Here is a 23,887-nt window from a genome sequence, read left to right as displayed (position 1 = left end):
AATTATTGCCTTGTTATTAAACCGTTTACCTGCGCTTTGTATGAGATAAACGGTTCACTAACAGCGTTAATAATTTTTTATGTAAGAACACTACACATCTAAATTATTGCCTTGTTATTAAACCGTTTACCTGCGCTTTGTATAGGAGAAATGGTTCACTAGCTACGTTAAAAATAACTCATATAAGAACAACTATATTTCGTTATTTTTGTCTTGCTATAGGGTTATTTTCCTATCGCTATGATAGAGCATCAATTCAGTACAATTGGTGCAAAGTTAAAAGCGTAAATTACAGACACAAAAAAGCCGAGATTGAATTTCAATCTCGGCTTTTTAATACTTAATTTAAATTAGGTATTATTTATTAGGTATTAGTTATTTGCGTTACGTTGGCGCAATACTTCAAACAAACAAATACCCGTGGCTACCGATACGTTTAAGCTTGAAACAGTACCCGCCATTGGGATTTTAACGAGCATATCGCAATGCTCACGCGTTAGGCGTCGCATGCCCTCGCCTTCTGCGCCCATAACAATCGCCATTGGGCCCGTTAAGCTTGCATCAAATACGTGGTTATCAGTTTCGCCAGCAGTACCTACAACCCATACGCCTGCATCTTTAATTTCGCGAAGCGTACGTGCAAGGTTAGTCACTTGAATAAGCGGTACTGTTTCGGCTGCGCCACAAGCTACTTTACGTGCTGTGCCGTTAAGCTTGGCAGAGCGATCTTTAGGTACAATTATAGCGTGAACACCTGCAGCGTCAGCACTACGTAGACATGCGCCTAAGTTATGCGGATCGGTAATACCATCAAGCACAAGTAAAAACGGTGTGTCTTCACGAGCGATGATCGCATCAAGATCTTTTTCGTTAAACGTTGGCGCTGCTTTTACGTTGGCAATAATACCTTGATGCTGCTCACCCTTTGATTTGCTATCAAGGGCTTTACGCTGCATAAACTGTACTGAAATACCAAACTTACGTGCTTCATCAATAATCGGAGTTGAGCGTTTGTCGTCACGACCTTTAAGGGCGTAAATTTCTACAAAGCGCTCTGGCTCGCTTTCTAAAATTGCTTCAACAGAGTGAAAGCCAAAAATTAATTCATTACTCACGTATTATCTGCTCCTGGGCTAGTACTTTTACGGGCATTTTTGCCAGCTCTTTTAGGCTTTTTAACTGCCTTCTTCTTAGGCTTTTTCTTTACGGCAGTGTCTGCTGCTTTTTTATCTGCGGGTTTAGTTGCAGACTTATTTGCAGGCTTGCCTTTATCTTTATTTGCTGGCTTTTTTTTACCTTTTGGTTTGTCATCGCTGTGCGACTTTTTACCCGGTACTTTGCCTGCTTTTAATTGCGAACGCACACTTGCTGGCGCATGCTCAGATTTACCTGAACCTTTTTTTGGCGCACGACGACGTGAGTATCTGTCTTGTGCAACATCGCCTTTAAGCGTTAAGTTGATACGGCGATCGTCTAAACTAACCGACGCAACTTTTACTGTTACTTTATCGCCAAGGCGATAAACTTTGTGAGAGTGCTCACCTATTAGGGTGTGTTTTGCAGCATCATGCGCAAAAAACTCGTCGCCTAAATTAGTAACATGAATAAGCCCATCAATTTGTAAATCGTCTAAACGAATAAACAAACCAAAGTTAGTGACCGATGAAATAACACCGTCAAACTCGTCACCTACGTGATCTTGCATAAACTCACATTTAAGCCAATCCGCTACTTCGCGAGTTGCATCATCGGCGCGGCGCTCTGTGGTAGAACACTGCTCACCAAGTTGATCAACTTCGTCGTCGGTATAAGCGTATTCGCCAGACGTTTGCTGACCTTGTGCTTTTATAACTGCTTTAATAGCACGATGTACTACTAAATCTGGGTAACGACGTATTGGCGATGTAAAGTGCGCATAAGCCGATAACGCTAAACCAAAGTGACCAATGTTATCTGGCTGATATACAGCTTGTTTCATTGAACGCAGTAGCATAGTTTGAATAAGCTCGGCTTCTGGGCGGTCACCTAGTCGCGCTAATACTTGGGTTATTTCTTTTGGTGTTGGCTCGTCGCTTAATGTGCTTTCGATACCTAACTCGCCTAAAAACTTAGTAAAGTTACCTAGTTTTTCGCTGTCTGGTTCGTCATGCACACGATAAAGCGCGCTTGCTTCGTGCTTTTCAAGAATTTTAGCCGCCGATACGTTGGCTAAAATCATACATTCTTCAATTAGTTTGTGCGCATCGTTACGAATAACAGGCACTATTGATTCTATTTTACGCTGAGCGTTAAATACAAAACGTGTTTCTAGGGTTTCAAACTCAATGGCACCACGGTCTTGGCGTGCAGCTTTAAGTGCCATATACATTTGCTGTAAGTCAGTTAAATGTGGCACTACGGCTGAGTATTCTTCGCGTAGTTTTTCGTCGTTTTGTAAAATGGCATTTACTTTGGTGTAAGTTAAACGTGCATGCGAGTTCATTATCGCTTCGTAAAACTTATAGCCCGAAAGTTTACCCGCGCTCGATACGGTCATTTCGGCAACCATACATAAGCGATCTACTTTTGGATTAAGCGAACATAATCCGTTAGAAAGCACTTTTGGTAGCATCGGAATTACTTGCTCAGGAAAATACACTGAGTTACCACGCAAAATTGCTTCTTTGTTAAGCGGCGTGTTCATTCCTACGTAATGCGATACATCGGCAATGGCAACCCATAAGCGCCAGCCACCCGATTTTTTAGGTTCACAGTACACGGCGTCATCAAAGTCGCGAGCGTCTTCGCCATCAATGGTTACAAGTGGTAAGTCACGTAAATCTACGCGGCCTTTTTTGTCAGCGTCTTCAACAAACTCACCTAGGTGAGCAACTTGTGCTTCAACTTCTTCTGGCCATACATGTGGGATATCGTGATTGCGCAGTGCGACTTCAATTTCCATACCTGGGGCTAAATGCTCACCAAGTACATCAATAATTTTACCTACCGCGTTCATGTTACGGCTTGGATTTTGAGTGATTTTAACCTGCACCATTTGGTTATGGCGGGCACCGTTTTCGTTGCCTGGTAAAATCATTATATCTTGCGTTATGCGCGGGTCTTCAGCTACCACAACGGCAACACCATGCTCTACAAAGTAACGGCCAACAATTGGCGCGCGCTCGTTAGTAAGCACTTTTATAATACGTGCATCGCATTTTGAGCCAGAGCCACGTTTAGTGCCTTTAGCTAGTACAATGTCGCCATGTAACACCATATTCATTTGGTGCTTAGCAATAAACCAATCTTTACTCTCGCCTTCAACTTCTAAAAAGCCAAAACCGTCTCTGTGGCCTATTACTTTGCCTTTGGTTAAACCGGCTTCGTCAATTAGGGCATAGCATTTAAATTTATTAAAATACAGCTGTCCGTCACGCTCCATAGCGCGAAGGCGGCGTTTAAATGCTATTTGGCGTTCGTCATCGTTTACTGCTAGTTCTTCACATAATTGCGCGTAGTTAGCAGGTTTTGAACGCTCTTGAAGGTGAGTAAGTATAAACTCACGACTAGGGACTGGGTTTTCGTACTTTTCTTGTTCTCGACTGAGATTTGGATCTTGGTTTGACATTCACTATCTTGTTAGTTGGTTATGTAGGTATTTTAACCCATATAGTTATAATGAGACAGGTAAAAGCGATTAAACTTTTAAGAAAGCACTTTTACCTTGCTGTTTATCTTGCTGTATAGTTTAAAAATCTAGCGCAATGGGGCTTAACGACCCCTTAACTGCAAAGTGTTTTCATCTAGTAGCAATACTAAAACTTATACTATTTTTTTTGTAGATTTTCCCACAGCAGTTTGCTTATATTATCAATAAAGCTTGGGTCTTCTTCTTTCATCGTAAGTAAAATCTGCTTATTCATTTGTGATTTATTTTGAGCGTAAATCCAGCGGTTTTTATTAAACTGCTGGGCAAACTCAAGTGCACCCGCTTGTAGTTCGTCGTTATTTGCAAACACAGCTTCAACCACTTTATTGTCTAGCAACTGCTGTGCACCAACACGCTCTCCTGACATAGCTAAACGATTAAAGAATGTTTGCGAAATAGCTTTATTAATTATAGGAAACATCGACGGTACAAACGGCACCATTACGTCCACTTCAGGAAAACAAAAGAAGCCTTTATCTGACTTCATAAATCTAAAATCGCACGCACACGCAAGCACCGAACCATTGCCATAGGTATGCCCGTTTAACGCAGCAATAATAGGCATAGGAAAAGTAACTATGCGCTTAAACAAGTCACTTATTTGAATCATAAAGTCAGAAATAGCTGCAGGTAAAATACTTGGATTGGACATCCATTGAAGGTCGACACCCAATGACCAGTTTTTGTCACTCGAGGACGTTAAAATAACTGATTTAATATTTTGATCTGCTTCAATGTGGTCAAGGTGTAAATTAAACTCGGCCAAAAACGCTGGATTGTGACGGTTTTCAGCGGTATTCATGGTGAGTATAGCGGTGTTATTTTTAGTTGTTAGTTCTATTAGATTTGCCATTAAACCCTCTTTTAACGCTTTTTAAGCTAGTTTTAAACGCTGTTCGTTACTTTTACATATCATAGTAATACTTTGCTTATAATTTATAAACCCACTATTTAAAGCCATCCTTTTTGTTTAGCTATACGCGCAGCATCTATACGGTTAGTGGCGTTTAGCTTAGCAATAGCGTCTGATAAATAATTACGTGTAGTACCTTCGCTTATAAATAACTGCCTGGCTATGTCGCTTGTTTTAAGGCCGTCGCTTGCAAGTTTAAGTGCTTTGCGTTCTTTATCGGTAAGTGGATCTGCGTCGTCCAATGCATTAATAGCAAGCTCTGGGTCTATCACTTTTTGCCCCTGCATTACTTTTTTAAGCGCATTTATTAGCTCTTCACTGGGTGCTTCTTTTAAAATAAAACCTTTAACACCTGCCGTAAGCGCTCGCCTAATATAACCTGCACGAGAAAATGTGGTCATAATAACCATTTTTATAGCAGGGAACTTAGCGGCTATTTTTTCGCTAAGCTCTATACCATTCATGGTCGGCATTTCTATATCAGTTAAAATTATATCGGGATGTAAATCACTATCAAGCGCTTCAATTGCATTGAGTGCATCTTGCCCGTTACTTGCTTGCCCAATAATCTCAATATTAAAATCAAGCCCTAACAATGCTGCTACTGCGTCGCGCACAAGCGCTTGATCTTCCACTAAATACACTCTGATCATTATAAATCCTTAGCTGTAATTGGCAGCACTACTGTTAAAGTAAAATTATCGCCACAGGTAAATGCTGCACTGCCATTTAGTTGCTCTGCTCGCTCTTTAATACCATTTAGGCCATTGCCCGAATTTAATGTAGAGCACGGTGCACGATCAATAACGGTAATGAGTAGCTGCTGCGCTGTTTGTTCTATATTTATTTCGCAATTTTTTGTGCTGCTATGACGTAGCAAATTGGTAACGGCTTCTTTAATTATAAGGCCTGCGATGCCCTCTACTTTAGCGGGTAGAGTATTTAAAACTACATTAAATGAAACGTTAAAGTCTTGTTCTATTAATCTTTGTTTTAACTGTGCTACTTGGCTAACAAGGTTAAGCTGTTTTAAATCACTAACGGCGCTTCTTACATCACTGAGTAACTGCCTTGCCAGATCGGCCACTTGTGCAATTTCGCTATTTGCTTGAGCGTAACGCTCGCCTTGGTTTAATTTATTGGCAAGCTCAGCTTTTAAAGCAATAGATGACAATGAGTGACCTAAAATATCGTGCAAGTCGCGGGCTATCCGTTCACGCTCAGCAATTGCTGCTAATTGCTCTAATTGGTTAGCGTTTTCTTGCTCACGTTTTTTGTACAGGCTCTCTCTTTTAGCTGCAATACCGTAACTAAATAAGGCTGCACATAAAATCAAAGCAACGGCTAAAAAGTATTGCACCTTCCCTATATCACCAATATATGCGCTTAATAAAACCATAGATATAATCGCGAGTGCAGCATAAATTCTTTGATGGTAACTGTATGCATAGCCTGCTACGTACGCTGCAAAGCCAAATAAAGTAGGAGTACCTGTGGTGTAAAACGTGGCGCAAAAACAAATTAATAGCATGGCTACAAACAACTTGGTCACCCCTGCACTTTTACAGTTTATTGCTTTTACATATAGAAGAATAAAAGCAACATAAAAGGCTAAAGACATCGTTATTTGGTTAGCAGTAAAGCTCGCAAAATTAATTATTAGTGGGAGTAAATAAAAGCCTGTAAAAATTAAATGCCCATATTTCCAAAAACCTTTATCACTTTGTTGAGAAAAGGAGTTAAGCGAGCTCATACTAATACCTCAGGCATATTATTTTTACTTATAGGACTATTTTTATTAATAAATATAAATAACATAAAAATGCATGCCAGCATAAAGCAATCTGCGTACGTAATCGTAAAACTTAACGCCTCTAGCACTTCATTAATAGTTAAGCTGATTAAAATTAAAGAATTCATAATTATCCCCTGTTGAGTAAGGTAACTATGCCAGCGTACAAAAATAATAAGAGTGTGAAGTGTCATCAACTTTTGTGACATTTGTCATGCGATAAAAAAATTCATCTTAAGAATTTTTAAGCAATGTTAATATGTTCAAAAAGTACAACAAGGAAACTAAATGCAATCTCAGCAGCAAAGTTTAATTTATTTGCACATAGCGGTATTACTTTTTGGCGGAACCGCTCTATTTGCCAAGCTTATTGGTTTAAATGCTTTAGATATTACCGTTTACAGAACAGCAATTGCAGGAATGGCTATTTTAGCCATGCTGTATTTTCAGAAAAAACAAATTAAACTAAACAAGCCTAAAGACTACCTTATTGCATTATTTTTAGGTGTTGCGGTGGGTATTCACTGGGTTACCTATTTTGCTGGTATGCAAATGGCCGGTATAACTATTGGAATGCTGGCATTTTTTAGCTATCCCGTAATGACGGTGTTTTTAGAACCCTTATTTAATAAAAGCAGGCCAAAAGCAAAAGATATAATAAGTGCAGCGGTGGTTGTTTTAGGTATTTACTTATTAGTACCAAGTGCAAACTTAGGCGACGATGTAACCTTAGGTGTAATAACAGGTGTTATATCGGCATTGTTTTTTTCAATCAGAAACATTACCCATAAGCGCTACTTTAGCCAATATGGTGGCCCGCAAACTATGTTTTATCAAACCTTAGTGGCAAGCATTATGCTGTGCGCATTTATAGAAGTGCCGGTATATGAGGTTAGTAATCACGACCTAATTTTAATTGCCATAGCGGGTGTTATTTTTACGGCTACACCTCATTCATTATTTGCAGCAAGTTTAAAGCATTTATCAGCGGCAACCGCAGGGTTAATTTCTTGCTTGCAACCACTTTATGGCACCATACTGGCTATAGTAATTATTCATGAACGTCCTACTGTTATGACGTTAGTTGGTGGAGCACTTATTGTTAGTGCCGCTTGTTTTGAAACGTGGTCAATCACTAAAAAGGCTCGACAATGAAAGTATTTGCACACCGTGGTGCCAGTGGGGATTTTCCTGAAAACACCAAAAGCGCTATTTTAGAAGCGTTAAAAGTAGGTGTTGATGGTATTGAAGTAGATATTCAAAGTTCCATCGATGATTACATGGTAATACACGACTCATGGCTCGATAGAACCACCAGCGGTAAAGGTAGGGTGAGTAACTTTACGGCACATGAACTCTCTAAACTTGATGCTGGAAATGGTGAAAAAATTCCCACTCTTCAGCAGCTGTTTGATTGGAATAACAATAAATCTTTATTAAATATTGAGCTTAAACATACGTTTGAACTAGAAAGGTTTGTGGCTCAACTTGAAGAAAATATTGAAGCTAACAAAATATCGAAAGCAAATATTTTAGTATCATCGTTTGATCATCATCAACTACAGTGGCTTAAAAGCAAGCTACCATGGCTTAAAATAGGCGCCCTTACTTCTTCTATTCCAATTAACTATGCAAAGTTTGCAAGTGATTTAAACGCTTATAGCGTACATGCAGATAAAACCTTTATAAATAAGGCTTTTGCCGATGATGCAAAAAAAAGAGGCTTAAAGATTTATGCTTATACGGTCGATAGAGAACAAGATATAGCGCTAATGCTGGAGTATGGCATAGACGGAATTTTTACAAATTACCCAGCGCGAACCAAAGCTTACTTGTTATCGTTACAAAGAAGCTAACTTACACCTCCCTAACTAAAATAAGAATCGTAGGGCTTAAGCATAATGAGTAGTTTTATGAAAATTTATAACTATATAGAGCAAACATTCTTTTTTACGTTAACGCGTAAAATAATCGGTAATTTAAGTTTTGTATTATTGTTCCAAGCAATTACATTATTTTGGCTGCATCAGAGTTTAAGCGAACAACAGCAAAGCACAGGGCTATTTTGGCTGCTTACGCTTGTTATTATATCTGGTTTTATTTTTACTCTTTTTTATATGCGTTTTTTAATTGTTCGCCCTGTTACTGCTATGCGCGATACTTTGATAAAAATAAACCAACAAGATGCAAATTTAGCAGCAAAACTTCCTCACTTTTCGTATGACGAATTTAAAGATTTAAGTACACAATATAATATATTTACTGCCCATTTAAGTGAGTTACTCAGCACAACATATAACAGTGCTCAAGCTAGTGCACACAGTAATATACAAGTCACTGAATCGATGAAAAATACTGAGCAATCAAGCGAGCAACAAATACAGTTAAGCCACAGTATTATTAATGCCAGTATGCAAATAACCCAAAGCTTACAAAACATAGTAAATAATACAGATAGCGTGCATAACGTTAATAATGAACACCTTAACTTTGTAAAACTATCTGCATCAGAGCTCGCTGCTTTAGTAAAGCAGGTTAAACTTATTACTAATATGCTAGGTAGCTTTTCAAATACAATTGCGGGACTGAAAGAGAACAGTGAAAACATTCGTAGTATTTTAAAAATGGTTGAAGAGTTTTCTGATCAAACTAATTTGTTAGCCCTTAACGCCGCAATAGAAGCAGCTAGAGCGGGTGAAGCTGGCAGAGGGTTTGCCGTAGTTGCAGACGAAGTACGCACACTTTCAATAAAGGTAAGTGGCGCAACTAGGCAAATAAGCGACTTTATTACTCAAATGAATGAGCTAGTAAATGAAACAAATAAAGAGTCAGAGCAATTAATGACTCACTCCAATAATGCACAAAGCTCAATTAGTGCAACCTGTGAGGGTTTTACAAAAATGCTTAGTGAGTTTGAGCACAACCAACAGCAACTACAACAAATAGCCAGTGCTGTACATATGCTTGAGGGCACTCAAACTAATACTCACCAATCGGTAGAGCAAATAGTAGCTTTAGGTGAGCAAGCTAAACAGCAAATAGATACGGCATTAGCCGATAGCGAGCAATCTCAACAGTTAAGCTTACAGACCCAACAACAGTTAAAGCGCTTCGTGCGCTAAGAAGCGTTTTCGGGCTCAGAGAAATATGGTAAATTACGCAGCTATTAATTTAAGTGTGTGAAGTGTGTGAGCAACCCTACCCCAGACTATGAAAAATTAGCCCTACAAATAAAAACCTGGGGGCAAGAGCTTGGTTTTAGCGAAGTAGGTATTACTGATATTGACCTATCTAAGCACGAAGCCCAATTGCAACGCTGGCTTGATGCTGGCTACCACGGCTCGATGGATTATATGGCTGCTCACGGCATGAAACGCGCTCGCCCTGCTGAATTAGTACCTGGTACACAGCGTGTTATATCCGTAAAAATGAATTATCTCCCTCCCGATGCTGGCTTTGCAAAAACCTTAAAAAATAAAGAAAAAGCATACATAAGTCGTTATGCACTGGGTCGTGATTACCATAAATTAATGCGTAATCGTTTAAAAAAACTTGGCCAAAAAATAGAGCAAGAAATTGGCGAATATGGCTTTAGGCCCTTTGTAGATTCAGCCCCGGTACTTGAGCGTCAACTTGCCGAAAAAGCCGGTTTAGGGTGGCGCGGTAAGCATTCGTTATTAATTAATCAAGAAGCAGGATCATGGTTTTTTTTAGGCGAGCTATTTATTGATTTACCCCTACCAATAGATGCAGAGAACACGTTTGAAGGCTGCGGAAAATGTGTTGCTTGTATTACTCTTTGCCCAACAGGTGCAATTGTAGAGCCTTACGTTGTTGATGCACGTAAATGCATATCGTACTTAACGATAGAACACCAAGGCCCTATACCCGAACAATACCGAACTTTATTAGGCAACCGTATCTATGGTTGTGATGATTGCCAGTTGGTATGCCCTTGGAATCGTTATGGACAAATAACGGATGAAAATGACTTTCATCCCCGTACTCAATTAAAAAATAAAGATTTACTTGAGCTATTTGCTTGGGATGAGCCTACATTTTTAAAAAATACCGAAGGCAGCCCTATTCGCCGCATAGGTCACGAACGTTGGTTACGTAATATAGCGGTCGGTTTAGGTAATGCAGAGTTTAGCCCGGCTATTATTCATGCCTTACAAGATAAAAGCCAAATATGCAGCGAGCTTGTTTTAGAACATATTGAATGGGCGCTTGCTCAACAAAACGATAAACAACGATTACAAATTCGTAAAACGGCTAGGTTAATCAGAATCGTAGAAAAAGGCTTACCCAGAGATGCATAATGCAGTTGGAGTAAGCCTTAAAGTAACATTATTTGATTAAGTATATTTAGCTCTTTAAAAGCAATGACAGGTCTTGCTCAATTTCAGCAAAAGCTGCTTTTACCTTTTTAACAGACTCCTCTCTGGCCACTGAGTTTTGGATAGTTTCATCTACTTTTTTATAAATAAACACCTCCTGATCTTCATCTAACCCCATTGATGGGATACGTTCTTCGAGCTCTTCTTGTAACTGTTTAAACACTTTTTCGTTGTTTTGACGGTTGTCATTCAATAAGCTAATTAAGCCATGAAACTTACTGTGAACTGTACTTGCTACGGCATTAAGTTTTGCTTGTTGTGATTCAAGCATTTTCTTAGTCATGATGGCGCGTAGCTGCTGCTCGGTAACACTGACAATAAAACATACGTGGTCGCGTATACGCCCGTGTTTATCTGGATCGTGATCGGGCATATTTAAAATAAGTAAGCTAATCAATTCATAGTTAACTAAAATTCGATGCGAAAATTCATGTAAACGCCCTTTGTTTTTAAGCATTTCAAATAGCTCCACCACAATAGGTGAACACACGCCACTTAATGCAAAGTGACTAATTTCATCGTTCTCTCTAAACTCAACATTACTTTGCAAATCAAAAGATTGTAGGCAATCTATAAGCGCTTTACCTAGCTCTTGAGGGTCGTTAATAAAGCCTATGTTTTCAACGTAGTTAACTATCTGCCCCATTTCACTGCTGTTAGCCATGGCATTAAATGCAGTTGATGTAGCATCTTCAACTTGCTTTTCAAGGCTTTGTTTTTCAACAAGTACTTGGTTTAAATTTTTAAGCTTTGACTTAAGTTCATCATGGCCAAAGGGTTTTACAATATAGTCTTCTGCACCAACCGAGTAGCCTTCCATGCGCTCTTCAACTGTGCCACGAGCAGACACAAACATAACAATAATGTGTGCTGTATTTGGGTTTGCTTTAAGTGCCTTACATACTTCATAGCCGTTCATTTGCGGCATACTTACGTCGAGCAATATAACCTGAGGCATATAGCCTTCAACCATGTTTAAACACTCAGGACCACTCGTTGCTACTTGTAATTCAAAATCAAGCTCCTCTAAAATTTCCTCAATAATTTCAAGGTTAAAGGGTTCGTCATCAACGGCAAGTATTTTAGTTAAGGCCATAATTTATCATCCATTCAAATTCTCAAAAAAGTTACTTGGCTTGCCAAAAAACAATTAATTACTGTGTTGTATAAATTGATCTTCAGCCAAATGATCATCTAGATTTATTTCTAATGGCACCTGTATAGATATAGTTGCACCACCATTTTCGTTGTTACGTGCAGTGATCTCACCTTGATGTAAAGACACAAACTCTCTACACAATGCAAGGCCCAATCCGGTACCACCGGCACCGCTATTTGTTTTGCTGCTTTGTACAAACTTAGTAAAAATATGTTCCAGCTCATCTTCTGGTATACCGACCCCATTATCGGTAACCTCTATAGTAGCAAGCTTATTATCTGACTCTAAATTTACCCGTATTTTACTTTTGGGTTCGCTAAATTTAAGTGCATTACCTAATACGTTTCGAAGTAACTGATTTATTTGCTCTTCATCACATTGCGCAATTACAGGTAATGGCTGCGCGGTAAATACAACCTCAATTTCTTTTTCCATTGCCGTACCAGATACATCATCAATACTTGTTTTTATAATGTTCGCTAAATTATATGGACGAGGATTAAATGGAAACTTACCCACATCTAGCTTAGATAGGTCGAGTAAATTATTTAGTAACGACAGTAAACGCTCACCACTACTCTCTATTCGCGATAGGTATTTAATGAGTTTCTCTTTTGCAAAATCTCCAGTTTCTAGCTTGCTTAAACCAAAACGTGAAAAGCTTAAAATAGAGTGCATAGGTGTTCGAAGTTCATGCGACATGTTTGCTAAAAACTCTGATTTACTTAAGTTTGCAGCCTCAGCGACGTTTTTAGCGTGCTCGAGTTGTGAAGTACGCGCTCTTACTTGCTCTTCAAGGATATCTTTTGCTTCAAGTAGTAAATCTTCTTTTTGCTTGAGGTGGGTTACATTTTTAAATATTACGGCAAGTGCTATTTCGCCATGGTGATCTATTTCATTAAAAGATCCCACTAACGGTATATATCCCCCTGCAGTTTTAGATAAACGTAAGTCGCAGCTAAATTGGCGATTACTATTTAATGTCGAAATTTTATTTTTAATACCTAACGTTGAATCATCATCTAAAAAGCTAAATACTGATTTACCTTCTAGTTCGTTAAACGGTAAGTTAAATAGTTTTAAACAAGCATCATTAGCTTCTATCACTCTACCGCATTTCTCAAACAACATAATTGCATCGGGCGTATGCTTATAAATAACCTGAAGTAGGCTGTCTTTTTCAATCAGGGCATCAACTGTATCTTGTAGCCTTTCGACGAGTTCTGCGTTATGGCGTTTTAATAGCTCTGTTTGCCACAGTTTATGTATTGATTGTAATAATGAGCTGTCGTTCAATGGCTTAATAAGTACGTCTTCTACACCTTGACGAATAGCTTCAATCATTGAAACTTGATCGGGACGTGAGGTAAATAATAAGCAACGGCAATGTGGTTGCATTATTTTTAAGTTTGAAAAAATTTCTAAACCGGTTCCGTCATCTAAAACAAAATCACTTATCAGTATATCGATTTGCTTTTCTTTCGTAATTTCTAAAGCTTCTGCAGAGGTGGTTGCTGTATGGGTCTCGATATGAGCACCTATCAAGCTGTTTTTCATTTTTTCGAGGCGCTCAGGAACATGATCGACGAGTAAAATAGCGGGTAATTGCAAAATATGATTAGAGCCTAATTCTAGTAGGCTCTCTAAAAGAGAAGTAATTTCTTTATTAGAAAAAAACGGGTAGATCACGGTTGCGTCAGGCGCAACATGATTTAGCTCACTAAACGCAGTTAGTTGCTCACCACTTTCTGCTTTTGGAGCAAGCAGCATAAAACGCTCTTGCGCTACTTGGCTAACAAGCGGTTTTATAGAATCAACAGGCACACCATGGGCAACAACAACTAAGTCGTAGTCGCCTATATTGGTATACATGTCTAGCATGCTGAAATGAATTAATTCGACTTCACATCCTATTAATTCTAAAAGCACTTTCACACGCATTGCGATGACACTGCTACTATCAACAATTAATATTTTTCGAATCATCAAGCTACACTTCAAATTAATAAACTTAATATGTTAATAGCGTAGACTATTTTTATTTAATTGGCATAAACCCTTCGTCTTATTTTGTAAAAAAATATTACAACATTATGAAAAATAATTTATTCCAGATGTTTTCCAAAAATAGTAAGGCTATACGCCTTATCATCCATTATGGCAACGCTTGGCAACTCACCCCATATTGCAAAATCAAAATGCTTAAACAATTTAACACTCGGTAAGTTATGACTAAAAATAAAGCCGAGTAATACTTTAATATTTAATTGCTTAGCTTGTGTTTGAGCAAATATCATTAGCTTTTTACCAAGCCCTTTACCTTGCGCTTTACTGGTAATGTAAATGCTCATTTCTACTGTGCCGTCGTAAGCTGGGCGCCCATAAAACGATTTATAACTTACCCATGCAAGTACTTGGTTATTTTCGCAGTAAACGTAAATAGGCCTTTTATCGTTGTGGCTATTAAACCAGTCACGCTTTTCGTCAACGCTCACTTCTTGCGTATCTGCAGTTACCATTCGCCCTGCAATAGTTTCGTTGTAAATGGCTACAATTTCATTAAGATCATTAATAGTTGCTAAACGGATTGTCATAGGTCATTAGAGGGTTGATCAATTTGTTCCATATTAGCGTATGATTATCCAATCAAACAATCGTAAAGTTTAGGTAATGTAATGCTTAAAATAATTATAATAGGTTTAACGGCTTTACTTATTAATGCTCCCCTTCAAGCTCAAACACCATCAATCATAAATAAAATCTCTACACAGGACTGCCAAGATTTTACCAATGTAGATATACGAAAGCTTCGCTCAAAAGAATCCATTAACTTGTGCCAATTTAAAAATAAACCTTTGTTAATAGTAAACACGGCAAGTAATTGTGGTTTTACATATCAATTTAAAGGCCTTGAAGCGCTATATCAACAATACAAAGAGCAAGGTTTAGTCGTATTAGGGTTCCCCTCTGATGACTTTTTTCAAGAAGAAGACAATGAAAAAGAAACAGCGAAAGTATGCTTTGTAAATTATGGTGTAACTTTTCCCATGTTTGCCACCAGCAAAGTTCGTGGTAGCGAAGCAAATCCAATTTTTAAATATTTGAATGAGCAAACTAGCTCTCCAAATTGGAACTTTTATAAATACTTAGTGTCTGCTGATCGTAAAACAGTTTTACGGTTTAACAGTAAAGTGGCACCTAATTCAGAGCAAATGATTACTGCAATTGAAACTGCGTTTTCTGATAAATAAGTTTATACTGGTACAATTAGTTGAAACTAACTAGAATGATATTTCAATTCGGTTAAAAAAACACCACACTATACTCGGGAGATTTTATGACAGTAGCAAGCGCACGACATATACTTGTAGACAGTGAAGCACAATGCTTAGACTTAAAAACAAAAATTGAGCAAGGCGAAGACTTTGCTGAACTAGCAAAAGCACATTCTAATTGTCCTTCAGGTCAGGATGGCGGTGCTCTTGGTGAGTTTGGCCCTGGTATGATGGTTCCAGAGTTTGATAAAGTTGTGTTTTCTGCGCCAATTAATCAAGTACAAGGCCCTGTGCAAACTCAATTTGGTTATCATTTACTTGAAGTTACTAGCCGTTCAGAATAAATTTAACTGTACTGTAAGTAACATTTGATAAAAGCCGCTTATGCGGCTTTTTTATGGAGTAATTATGCAATTAATTGGTTCTGTACCTTCACCTTACGTGCGCCGCATTAGAATTTGGGCACAACAAAACAGCTGCAAACTAGAGCTTGTAAGTCTCGATATATTTTCTGAGCAAGATCGCCCTACTATGGCCAGTAAAAATCCAGCTCGAAAAATCCCAATACTGGTAGATGGCGACTTAACTCTTAGTGACTCTAATTCTATATTGCGTTATTTACTTGAAAAAACAGGTCAGCCAAAACTAACGTGGCCTCAAGAGCACTTACTTACGACTATAAATGCTTGTAACGATTCGTTAGTAGAAATGGTGTTATGTAAACGTTCTGGATTTGACACCAAAAGCGATAAATTATTTTTTAATCTGCAAAACGAACGTATTGAACAAACATTAAGCTTTTTAAATACCCATTTAAGCGATGAAGAATTTAAAAGCTGTGAATACCTCAACATCAGTTTATACTGCCTGCTTGATTGGATTTGCTTTCGCGAATTAGCTGACTTTAGTCAGCATTCAGCGCTTGTTGCTTTTCATAAGCAATATGACGAGCGCCAAGCAGCAATAGACACCAATCCTCGTCACTAATTTAAAAGGGTAAACACATGAGCGATATCGAAATTGAATCACAACTAGTTAACTTCGTAGAAAAAGTACGTGTTAGCGAAGTAATTTGGGCACTTGGTGCAGAAGATAATGGCTTTGTAGTGTGCGATTCTAACCAATTTGACGAAACTGACGTACTACTGCTTTGGGAAAGTGAAGCAGCAGCTAAAGCACAGTGTAAAGAAGAGTGGAAAGATTACAGCCCAGTAGAAATCAACCTTGATGAATTTTTAGATGCATGGGTTGAAGACTTAAATGAAGATAACGCACTTGTTGGTATCAATTGGAATGACGACCAAGTATGTGCAGAAATTGAACCTACAGGTTTAGCTCGCGCATTGAGTGAATAATACTTTATACGCTTTACTCTAAAAGCGGATAAAACCCGACTAGCATCTACTGCTAGTTGGGTATAAAATAAAACACATCATTATTTTCAAGGTATTACGTTGAAAACCCATCTTGGTCGCCGGCCCTTTTCAGCCATGGAACTGCACACTCTTTATAATGGATATATATACGGTGATTTTAAAGTTGCACGAGAGCAACCAAAACACTGGCATTTTTGGCTCCCTTTAATTGCATATTATAGTGGTGCTTATAGCGATGAGATTGGTTATTTAACGCTTGATGATCTGTCCCTTGAAAAAAACGTCTTATGCTTTAATTTTCATACCCACGGTAAAATAAAACCTCGCTTAGTTCCTGTACATCAAGCACTTATAAATGCTGGATTTAATGAATATATAACGTTCATCAAATCGCAAAACCAGCACCGATTAATGTTCGACTTACCGGCTAAAACTGGCAGGTACAGTGAAAAAGTCCGCATTTGGTTTTCAGGCGAAGGTGAGCGAGCCGGTTATCTGCAAAAATGTGATATACCAAACGTAGATCAACTCGGTATGAAAACAGCAATAAGCAGTCTTCGTCTTAACTTTGAGCAACAAGTGCGTATATACGCCCTACAAGCTAACTCTAAAGACGCTTTTAATTACTTGATGGGTTTTAACGAGTATCCATACGATGTGTTTAGCGATACCCACTTATTAAATACCGTTATCCAACAAATACGTATTATTAACTCACACCTGCATTGGCAGCGTTTTATAACGCGCGAAAGCCACTGACAAACTTTGTTACTATTTCCCCTTAAAGTCACCGTTATAATCAATTACTCTATTTAAAAAAACTGTTAGGATATCTAACCCCCTAATTATATGAGCATAAAAAAGCCTATTTAGGGTAGTTTCTAACAACAACAATCTAGGGATCACTATGTTTCTTAAAAGCCTCTTAACAGTGAGCGTTGCTTTGGCAATGGGTGCTGCAAACGCTAACGAATTCGTTATTGAAAAACTCGCAAAACCAAGTTCACAACAGGTGTCGTTAACACTCGACCCGAGCCAAGATACATTCACAGGGATGACTGAGATTTCCCTAGAAGTACTAAAACCAACAAAATACATTGAGTTAAATGGCGTAGCTTACGCTGTTAAAATGGCGCAACTGCTTGGTGATGAAAACTGTGATTTAAACAATGAAATGCTTAAAACAGGTAAAGTAAAATTTAGCTGTGATGAGCAAATTCAACCAGGTAAATACACACTTAAAGTTGATTTTTCAGCGCCATATAACCGTCAAAGTGTTGGTTTATACAAAACATTAGACCAAGGCACTCCTTACTTATTTACTCAATTTGAAATGAGTGATGCACGCCGTGCATTTCCTGTTTTTGATGAGCCAAGTTACAAAATTCCATTTCAGTTAACGATTACGGCACCTACATCACAAAAAGTATATTCAAATACGCCAGAGTTAAAAACAACAGTTAATGGCGATATGACCACACACTTTTTTGATAAAACACCGCCAATCCCTTCATACCTAGTAGCTATGGCTGTTGGCCCGTTTGAAGAATTAGAAATTAAAGGCATGCCAATTCCTGGACGTGTAATTACCCCTCAAGGTAAAATTCACTTAGCCCAATACGCAAAAGAAAATATGCCAAAAGTACTGGGCGCACTTGAAGCGTATTTTGGTATCCCTTACGTTTACAAAAAACTAGACTCAGTAGCGGTACCAGAGTTTCCATTTGGCGCAATGGAAAACTCAGGCTTAGTGACCTACAGAGAAGATATTTTATTGGTTGATTTAGCTGCCGCAACACGCAGTAAAAAACAACGTAATGTATCAATTATTGCTCACGAACTTGCTCACCAATGGTACGGTAACTTAGTAACCATGAAATGGTGGAACGACTTATGGTTAAACGAAGCGTTTGCTAGCTGGATGGCTGCAAAAATTACTAAGCAGCTTAACCCTGAGTTTGAATCGCACTTAGACCTGCCACAAAACAACGTAATGGCACTTGATGCACGCCTAAGCACCAAGCCTATTCGTAAGCCAATTAAAACCGAAGCTGACATTATGGATGGTTTAGGTCTTGCTTACAGTAAAGGCAGCTCAGTACTTGCTATGGTTGAAAACTGGATTGGCGAAGATGCATTTCAAAAAGGTATTCAAAGCTACTTAAAAGAGTTTTCATATAAAAATGCTGAAGCGGCAGATTTGTGGGAAGCACTTGGTAAAGCATCAAATAAAGACGTAGCGAGTGTTTTAAAATCGTTTATTGAACAGTCTTCTTTCCCACTAGTTAAAGTAACTCAACAAGGTAGCAAAGTAACTATTTCACAAAGCCGCTTTGTAAATGCAGGCGTTGATGCGCCAGAGCAGTTATGGAATGTACCGGTTGCAATTAAATATGGTGCTGGCGATAAAGTAAAAACAGCAAATGTATTACTTAATAAACAAAGCCAAACGCTAGACTTAGACTTTGAGCCAGAATGGATTTATCCAGATCAGGGTGCACTAGGCTACTACCGCTGGGTAATGGATGACGCACAATTTAGCGCACTTGTTAAAAAGGCGCCAAGCGTACTGAGTGACCGTGAACGCTTAGCGTTGTTATCGGCTACTGATGCACTACTTGACGCTGGTGTTATATCTGCTGCTAAGTTAATGCAAACACTTGAAGTGTTCGTAAGCGATAGCCACCCTCGCGTAGCAAATACCGCGCTAGGTTACTTAGTATCGCAACAACGTACTTTTAAAGACGATAGCAATAAAGACCTATGGCCTGAATTTATTCGTAATGCAGTAACGCCTGCAGCTAAAAAATATGGTTTAGAAGCTAAAGCGGGAGAAGACGGAGCTATTGCACAACTTCGTGCGGCCGTTGTATCACGCTTAGGTTTTGATGGTGAAGATCAAAACGTAATCAGTAAAGCGAAAGAACAAACACAAGTTTATTTAAATGATCCACAAAAAGTAGACCCTTACTTAGCCGGTACGTACTTAACTCTTGCTGCTTTTCATGGTGACAAAGCGCTGCTTGATCAATTCATGACAACGTTTAAAACAACGAAAGATCCACAAGTACGCACTAACATGCTTGCTGCAATGGGCTTTTTTGGCAAACCTGAATTACAAAAAGCGGTATTAGCTTATAGCTTAACGGATGAAGTAACTGCATCTGACATGCGTACTATTTTGTCAGGTCAAAGTTATACAGATGAGCGCCAAGCGTTATTTATTGACTGGGTTTTCAGTAACTACGATAAAGTAACAGCAAGCTTACCGCCTTTCTTTATTCCTAACTTACCGTACTTTACAACGGCGAGTTGTAATGCAGAAAGCTTAGCTAAAACAAAGACCTTTTTTAACGAAAAAGTAGCCGATGTAGCCGGTTACGCTCGTACATTAAGTAAGCTTGAAGAAAGCACAAACGATTGTATTGCGCTTAAAACACGTGAACTTGAATCGGTTAATAGCTTCTTAAAAAGTAAGTAACCCTTAGGTTTATTAAGCTATAAAAACACAAAAGCCGCTGAATATAAATTCAGCGGCTTTTTACGTTTATATTTACGTTTATATTTTTGCTTTATTAATTACCAATAATCATCGTTAGCTTAGCAATAAAGTCTTTTGCTGCTTGCTCAGAATTTATTTTAAACGCCACACCGTAGTGAATAGGCTGAGCACTTTTAAAAATACGTGTAGGAAAGCGTGTCATCTCGCTGCTATGAAAGTAGCCTTGCGCACGAGTTACGCCATCAATATCACTAAAGTCATCGCTAAACACCTCAAATGCTGGGCGAATTACTATTTTACCCTTGCCGCTTTCGCTGTGGGTATAAAATGCTTCTTTAGAGTTTACTAACATGTACTCTGCAATATTTTTAATCTTAAAATTACTTCTACACTGTAATTTAATGAGCTGTTCTGTCAGCTCGTCTGCACTATAAGCCACGTGTAATCCCTATTAGTTAATTTGCGTATTAGATTAACGCATACACACAATAAAATCTGAATTTATTTGTCTGCTTTACTGCGTTATATCACATACAAAAGCGAGTTTTTCATTGTTGTAACTCATTCTTGTTATATTTGTTTCGCAGTAGGTGCTTAAATTAAGCCATTGCGATACTTCATCACTTCCATCAAGTTTACGCTGATAAACGCGGTTTTTAATAGCATAAGCGATAGTTTCATCATCTTTCAAAATAAAATCTTGAACTTGAGCAGGTAACCTTAGTAGGTCTTCAACTTGTTTATCCTGTGGATTAAAACTCGCTAAAATATGTTGCTCGTTTTTAGTGTAACTAAATAAAAATGCAGCTGTAGAGTTGTTATAAATAAGCGTTCGGCCAATATTACTGGCAGCTATTTTCCCCTTCGCTTGTGCAACAGAAGTATATTGAAGAGTATGAGGCTTTCCTAAAATAAACATTACTAAATCATTTTGAACACCCCATGCATGGTACCCAACAGGTTCAATCCAATCAAAAATACGACTTGGTGCATCTTCGCTTTTGAGTGGGTATTGCCACAGTTTTTGCTTACCATCTGCCTCTACAACAATCGCTGATACTGCATCACCACTTGGCATAACCGTTGGTGAATATTCGCTTACGGGAGAGTTACTGATATTAATAACTTTTTTTGATGTTAAATCGTAATAAGCAATATCGGTTTGGCTTTGCTCATCTGCAATCACCTCATGAGTAAAGTATAAACCTGTACTTGTTAAGTGCGGTTGGTTGTTATAACTGTTTTTATCACTCACTATACTAACTTGTACCCCGAAAGGCGTATTTAAATCAGCAAGTAATACTTGGCTTTTTGGCATGCTAGCCTGCGCCATAATTGGGCTAAGCGCTGCTATAGAAAATATCCCAAGTAATGGTTTAATAAGTTTCATGCTTTCTCTCGTTTTAATTTTAAGCACCTCATGATAACGTTATTTGCTGATGACGTCACTTGAGCTAAGTCAGTCAACTCTTAAGATACCCAAACGGCTTAAAATAATGTTAAGTTTAGTCTGGTTATAAAACCTGGTCCTAAAAAAGAGAATTAACATGTCAGCTAAAAATCCTATTATTGCGATTACGGGTTCGTCTGGTGCGGGTACAACCACCACAACCAATGCAATTAAACATATTTTCCGTAGCCTTAATATTGAAGCGGCTTTTATCGAAGGAGATAGCTTTCATCGTTACACTCGCCCTGAAATGGATAAAAAAGTACGTGAAGCACAACAAGAAAATAAACACATTAGTTACTTTGGCCGAGAAGCAAATGACTTTGGTGCTTTAGAAGCGTTGTTTGAAAACTATAGTGAAACAGGCCAAGGTAAGTTACGCCGATACTTACACACCTTTGATGAAGCCGTCCCATATAATCAATTACCGGGTACATTTACTCCTTGGCAAGACCTTGATAGTAATACTGATATATTGTTTTATGAAGGGTTACACGGCGGCGTAGTTGATCAAGATGTAGACGTAGCAAAGCATGTCGATTTATTAATAGGCATGGTTCCAATTATTAACCTTGAGTGGATTCAAAAATTAATACGCGACACATCCGAACGAGGCCATTCTCGCGAAGCGGTTATGGGCTCTATTGTGCGCAGTATGGATGACTATATAAATCATATTACCCCGCAGTTTTCTCGTACCCATATTAATTTTCAGCGGGTGCCTACTGTTGATACCTCAAATCCATTTAGCGCCAAAGATATTCCATCTCTTGATGAAAGCTTTGTAGTTATTCGCTTTAGGGGTATTGATGATGTTGATTTTCCTTATTATTTACGGATGATCGAAGGCAGTTTTATGTCTCGTATAAATACACTTGTAGTACCAGGCGGTAAAATGGGCTTGGCTATGGAGCTTGTGCTTACCCCATTAATTAAAGATATTATTTTGAAAAAGCGTGCACTGGAAAACCTAGCACCACTCGATTTACCTATTTGATTACCGACTCTTTTTTGTTAAAGCTAACTCACGTACACTGCTGATTTTGCTCAAGGTGAGATCAGCATGTCACAACAATTAAAAATTATTGTCGGTTCTAAAAATCCTGTAAAAATAAATGCCGCTAAACATATTTTTACTATGTATTTTCCAGAATGTATCATTGACTGTGAAGGTGTGAATGCTCCCTCAGGCGTGCCCGATCAGCCTATTGGCGAAGACGAAACACGTATTGGCGCGCAAAACCGTGTTAATTATTGCAAAAAGCACCACCAAGCTCACTATTACGTTGCAATGGAAGGCGGTGCAGAGCAATTTAGCTATGGTGCAGCAACCTTTGCTTACGTTGTTATTGATAATGCCTTAAATCAAGTTGTAGGGCGTAGCAGCAACCTTCCTCTACCCCAAGTACTTTATAATGCATTACTTAAAGGTGAAGAACTTGGCGATGTAATGGACAAAGCATTTAATACCACCAACGTTAAACAAAAAGGTGGCGCTATTGGTCTACTTACCAACAATCATGCCACGCGCGAAAGTACCTATACACAAGCACTCACTTTAGCTATGGCGCCTTTTTTACACCCTGAGCTATACGGCCAAACAAATTAATTTAGGAAGTTTAATGAAGTACAACTATGTATTGTTTGATGCAGACGAAACCTTATTTAGGTTTGATATTTTAGCGGGCATGACTCGCATGTTTAAAGCTTACAACGTAGATTTTAGCCAAGACGATTATATTCATTATCAAAAAACCAATAAGCAGCTGTGGGTTGATTATCAAAATGGCACTATTAGCGCAGATTACTTACAAGTAACACGCTTTAATGAGTGGGCTTCAAAACTTAATGTGCCAGCAAAAGAGCTAAACGATGCTTTTTTAGATTCTATGGCGCAAATTTGCGAGCCATTACCTGGTGCTATTGAGCTTTTAAATAAACTTAAGCCAAATGCTAGATTAGGTATTATTACTAACGGATTTGCCCGCTTACAAACCGTACGCCTTGAGCATACTGCCTTAAAAGATATGTTTGAATGGTTAGTTATATCTGAACTTGTTGGTATAGCAAAACCGAATAAAGCGATTTTCGAGCACACATTTGAGCTAATGGGTAACCCAGATAAAAGCGAGATACTTATGGTAGGTGATACTGCTGCAAGTGACATACTTGGCGGCAACAATGCAGGTATTGATACTTGCTGGTTACAACACCCTGGTGAGCAATTAGCCGACGGAATAAAGCCAACCTATACCGTAGCTAGTTTAAATCAGTTACAAGCTCTTTTAGAGTTATAATAAAGTATAGAGCTATTAAATTTCACGCAAAAAAA

The 23,887-nt window shown here is 38.4% G+C and carries 23 protein-coding genes; 13 read left to right on the top strand and 10 right to left on the bottom strand.

Translation table 11 applies throughout. From position 1 onward, the window contains the following. Positions 1–371: 371 nt before the first annotated feature. From rlmB to P20429_RS18550, 5 genes are all read right to left on the bottom strand, one after another. Positions 372–1,115 carry a 23S rRNA (guanosine(2251)-2'-O)-methyltransferase RlmB gene (gene rlmB, locus P20429_RS18530; RefSeq protein ID WP_007378377.1) on the bottom strand — a complete coding sequence of 248 codons (744 nt, stop codon included), beginning with the start codon at positions 1,113–1,115 and terminating at the stop codon, positions 372–374. Then, a complete protein-coding gene (gene rnr / locus P20429_RS18535; RefSeq protein ID WP_007579938.1) occupies positions 1,112–3,607 on the bottom strand; it encodes a ribonuclease R in 2,496 nt (831 codons plus the stop codon). The genes rlmB and rnr overlap by 4 nt, the downstream gene beginning before the upstream one ends. Positions 3,608–3,806: 199 nt before the next feature. Further along, positions 3,807–4,541, bottom strand: a complete 735-nt coding sequence (locus P20429_RS18540) for an enoyl-CoA hydratase/isomerase family protein (protein WP_007579936.1) — start codon at positions 4,539–4,541, stop codon at positions 3,807–3,809. A gap of 98 nt (positions 4,542–4,639) precedes the next feature. After that, positions 4,640–5,254, bottom strand: a complete 615-nt coding sequence (locus tag P20429_RS18545) for a DNA-binding response regulator (protein WP_007579935.1) — start codon at positions 5,252–5,254, stop codon at positions 4,640–4,642. Then, positions 5,254–6,354 (bottom strand): sensor histidine kinase, encoded by a 1,101-nt coding sequence (locus P20429_RS18550; RefSeq protein WP_007579934.1) that lies wholly within the window; start codon positions 6,352–6,354, stop codon positions 5,254–5,256. The genes P20429_RS18545 and P20429_RS18550 overlap by 1 nt, the downstream gene beginning before the upstream one ends. Positions 6,355–6,681: 327 nt before the next feature. Between P20429_RS18550 and P20429_RS18555 the strand changes: the two genes are divergently transcribed. The 4 genes from P20429_RS18555 to queG all read left to right on the top strand — a co-directional run bounded on the left by P20429_RS18555 (position 6,682) and on the right by queG (position 10,715). Further along, the gene (locus tag P20429_RS18555; protein ID WP_007579930.1) at positions 6,682–7,548 is read left to right on the top strand and encodes a DMT family transporter; all 867 of its coding nucleotides are present in this window, start codon (positions 6,682–6,684) and stop codon (positions 7,546–7,548) included. Continuing rightward, positions 7,545–8,249: a glycerophosphodiester phosphodiesterase family protein gene (locus P20429_RS18560; RefSeq protein ID WP_007579927.1), complete on the top strand. Its 705-nt coding sequence runs from the start codon at positions 7,545–7,547 to the stop codon at positions 8,247–8,249. Before P20429_RS18555 ends, P20429_RS18560 begins: the two co-directional genes overlap by 4 nt. Before the next feature lie 45 nt (positions 8,250–8,294). Next, positions 8,295–9,515, top strand: a complete 1,221-nt coding sequence (locus tag P20429_RS18565; protein ID WP_007579924.1) for a methyl-accepting chemotaxis protein — start codon at positions 8,295–8,297, stop codon at positions 9,513–9,515. A 66-nt stretch (positions 9,516–9,581) separates the two neighbouring features. Next, on the top strand, positions 9,582–10,715 hold the full coding sequence (gene queG / locus P20429_RS18570; protein WP_007579922.1) for a tRNA epoxyqueuosine(34) reductase QueG: 1,134 nt from the start codon (positions 9,582–9,584) through the stop codon (positions 10,713–10,715). A gap of 46 nt (positions 10,716–10,761) precedes the next feature. Here queG and P20429_RS18575 read toward each other — a convergent pair whose 3' ends face one another. The 3 genes from P20429_RS18575 to P20429_RS18585 form a co-directional block, all read right to left on the bottom strand. Then, on the bottom strand, positions 10,762–11,889 hold the full coding sequence (locus tag P20429_RS18575) for a PleD family two-component system response regulator (protein ID WP_007579920.1): 1,128 nt from the start codon (positions 11,887–11,889) through the stop codon (positions 10,762–10,764). Positions 11,890–11,943: 54 nt separating this feature from the next. After that, entirely contained in the window at positions 11,944–13,938 is a 1,995-nt protein-coding gene (locus tag P20429_RS18580; RefSeq protein WP_033026187.1) for an ATP-binding protein, read from the bottom strand. A 119-nt stretch (positions 13,939–14,057) separates the two neighbouring features. Next, positions 14,058–14,546: a GNAT family N-acetyltransferase gene (locus tag P20429_RS18585; protein ID WP_007579917.1), complete on the bottom strand. Its 489-nt coding sequence runs from the start codon at positions 14,544–14,546 to the stop codon at positions 14,058–14,060. An 81-nt stretch (positions 14,547–14,627) separates the two neighbouring features. Between P20429_RS18585 and P20429_RS18590 the strand changes: the two genes are divergently transcribed. The 6 genes from P20429_RS18590 to P20429_RS18615 all read left to right on the top strand — a co-directional run bounded on the left by P20429_RS18590 (position 14,628) and on the right by P20429_RS18615 (position 20,084). Then, the gene (locus P20429_RS18590) at positions 14,628–15,203 is read left to right on the top strand and encodes a glutathione peroxidase (protein ID WP_007579915.1); all 576 of its coding nucleotides are present in this window, start codon (positions 14,628–14,630) and stop codon (positions 15,201–15,203) included. Between the two features lie 86 nt (positions 15,204–15,289). Next, complete coding sequence (locus P20429_RS18595; protein ID WP_002958009.1) at positions 15,290–15,571, top strand: peptidylprolyl isomerase; 282 nt, start codon at positions 15,290–15,292, stop codon at positions 15,569–15,571. A 64-nt stretch (positions 15,572–15,635) separates the two neighbouring features. After that, a complete protein-coding gene (locus P20429_RS18600) occupies positions 15,636–16,214 on the top strand; it encodes a glutathione S-transferase family protein (protein ID WP_007579913.1) in 579 nt (192 codons plus the stop codon). 17 nt (positions 16,215–16,231) lie between these two features. Then, a complete protein-coding gene (locus P20429_RS18605; protein WP_007579911.1) occupies positions 16,232–16,582 on the top strand; it encodes a DUF2750 domain-containing protein in 351 nt (116 codons plus the stop codon). Positions 16,583–16,681: 99 nt separating this feature from the next. Beyond that, entirely contained in the window at positions 16,682–17,362 is a 681-nt protein-coding gene (locus P20429_RS18610; RefSeq protein ID WP_033026184.1) for a hypothetical protein, read from the top strand. 148 nt (positions 17,363–17,510) lie between these two features. Further along, positions 17,511–20,084, top strand: a complete 2,574-nt coding sequence (locus tag P20429_RS18615; protein WP_007579907.1) for a M1 family metallopeptidase — start codon at positions 17,511–17,513, stop codon at positions 20,082–20,084. Positions 20,085–20,178: 94 nt separating this feature from the next. Here P20429_RS18615 and P20429_RS18620 read toward each other — a convergent pair whose 3' ends face one another. Further along, positions 20,179–20,544, bottom strand: coding sequence for a hypothetical protein (locus P20429_RS18620; RefSeq protein WP_007579906.1), 366 nt, complete (start codon positions 20,542–20,544; stop codon positions 20,179–20,181). A 75-nt stretch (positions 20,545–20,619) separates the two neighbouring features. Continuing rightward, positions 20,620–21,495, bottom strand: a complete 876-nt coding sequence (locus P20429_RS18625; RefSeq protein WP_007579905.1) for a hypothetical protein — start codon at positions 21,493–21,495, stop codon at positions 20,620–20,622. A 157-nt stretch (positions 21,496–21,652) separates the two neighbouring features. Between P20429_RS18625 and P20429_RS18630 the strand changes: the two genes are divergently transcribed. The 3 genes from P20429_RS18630 to yjjG all read left to right on the top strand — a co-directional run bounded on the left by P20429_RS18630 (position 21,653) and on the right by yjjG (position 23,852). Further along, complete coding sequence (locus P20429_RS18630; RefSeq protein ID WP_007579904.1) at positions 21,653–22,552, top strand: phosphoribulokinase; 900 nt, start codon at positions 21,653–21,655, stop codon at positions 22,550–22,552. Between the two features lie 66 nt (positions 22,553–22,618). Next, positions 22,619–23,164, top strand: coding sequence for an inosine/xanthosine triphosphatase (yjjX, locus tag P20429_RS18635; RefSeq protein ID WP_007579903.1), 546 nt, complete (start codon positions 22,619–22,621; stop codon positions 23,162–23,164). A gap of 13 nt (positions 23,165–23,177) precedes the next feature. Further along, positions 23,178–23,852, top strand: a complete 675-nt coding sequence (gene yjjG, locus P20429_RS18640; protein ID WP_007579902.1) for a pyrimidine 5'-nucleotidase — start codon at positions 23,178–23,180, stop codon at positions 23,850–23,852. The last annotated feature ends 35 nt before the right edge of the window (positions 23,853–23,887 follow it).

The sequence above is a fragment of the Pseudoalteromonas sp. BSi20429 genome, assembly GCF_000238895.1.
Taxonomy (GTDB): Bacteria; Pseudomonadota; Gammaproteobacteria; order Enterobacterales; family Alteromonadaceae; genus Pseudoalteromonas; species Pseudoalteromonas arctica.
The sequence above is the reverse complement of the archived record's forward strand: the minus strand, read 5'-3'. Positions and strand labels throughout refer to the sequence as shown.

Excerpts from the sequence above, each read along its gene's own strand:
- rnr (WP_007579938.1), bottom strand. The coding sequence starts at position 3,607 with ATGTCAAACCAAGATCCAAATCTCAGTCGAGAACAAGAAAAGTACGAA.
- P20429_RS18540 (WP_007579936.1), bottom strand. The coding sequence starts at position 4,541 with ATGGCAAATCTAATAGAACTAACAACTAAAAATAACACCGCTATACTC.
- P20429_RS18545 (WP_007579935.1), bottom strand. The coding sequence starts at position 5,254 with ATGATCAGAGTGTATTTAGTGGAAGATCAAGCGCTTGTGCGCGACGCA.
- P20429_RS18550 (WP_007579934.1), bottom strand. The coding sequence starts at position 6,354 with ATGAGCTCGCTTAACTCCTTTTCTCAACAAAGTGATAAAGGTTTTTGG.
- P20429_RS18555 (WP_007579930.1), top strand. The coding sequence starts at position 6,682 with ATGCAATCTCAGCAGCAAAGTTTAATTTATTTGCACATAGCGGTATTA.
- P20429_RS18560 (WP_007579927.1), top strand. The coding sequence starts at position 7,545 with ATGAAAGTATTTGCACACCGTGGTGCCAGTGGGGATTTTCCTGAAAAC.
- P20429_RS18565 (WP_007579924.1), top strand. The coding sequence starts at position 8,295 with ATGAGTAGTTTTATGAAAATTTATAACTATATAGAGCAAACATTCTTT.
- P20429_RS18575 (WP_007579920.1), bottom strand. The coding sequence starts at position 11,889 with ATGGCCTTAACTAAAATACTTGCCGTTGATGACGAACCCTTTAACCTT.
- P20429_RS18580 (WP_033026187.1), bottom strand. The coding sequence starts at position 13,938 with ATGATTCGAAAAATATTAATTGTTGATAGTAGCAGTGTCATCGCAATG.
- P20429_RS18585 (WP_007579917.1), bottom strand. The coding sequence starts at position 14,546 with ATGACAATCCGTTTAGCAACTATTAATGATCTTAATGAAATTGTAGCC.
- P20429_RS18590 (WP_007579915.1), top strand. The coding sequence starts at position 14,628 with ATGCTTAAAATAATTATAATAGGTTTAACGGCTTTACTTATTAATGCT.
- P20429_RS18595 (WP_002958009.1), top strand. The coding sequence starts at position 15,290 with ATGACAGTAGCAAGCGCACGACATATACTTGTAGACAGTGAAGCACAA.
- P20429_RS18600 (WP_007579913.1), top strand. The coding sequence starts at position 15,636 with ATGCAATTAATTGGTTCTGTACCTTCACCTTACGTGCGCCGCATTAGA.
- P20429_RS18605 (WP_007579911.1), top strand. The coding sequence starts at position 16,232 with ATGAGCGATATCGAAATTGAATCACAACTAGTTAACTTCGTAGAAAAA.
- P20429_RS18615 (WP_007579907.1), top strand. The coding sequence starts at position 17,511 with ATGTTTCTTAAAAGCCTCTTAACAGTGAGCGTTGCTTTGGCAATGGGT.
- P20429_RS18625 (WP_007579905.1), bottom strand. The coding sequence starts at position 21,495 with ATGAAACTTATTAAACCATTACTTGGGATATTTTCTATAGCAGCGCTT.
- P20429_RS18630 (WP_007579904.1), top strand. The coding sequence starts at position 21,653 with ATGTCAGCTAAAAATCCTATTATTGCGATTACGGGTTCGTCTGGTGCG.
- yjjX (WP_007579903.1), top strand. The coding sequence starts at position 22,619 with ATGTCACAACAATTAAAAATTATTGTCGGTTCTAAAAATCCTGTAAAA.
- yjjG (WP_007579902.1), top strand. The coding sequence starts at position 23,178 with ATGAAGTACAACTATGTATTGTTTGATGCAGACGAAACCTTATTTAGG.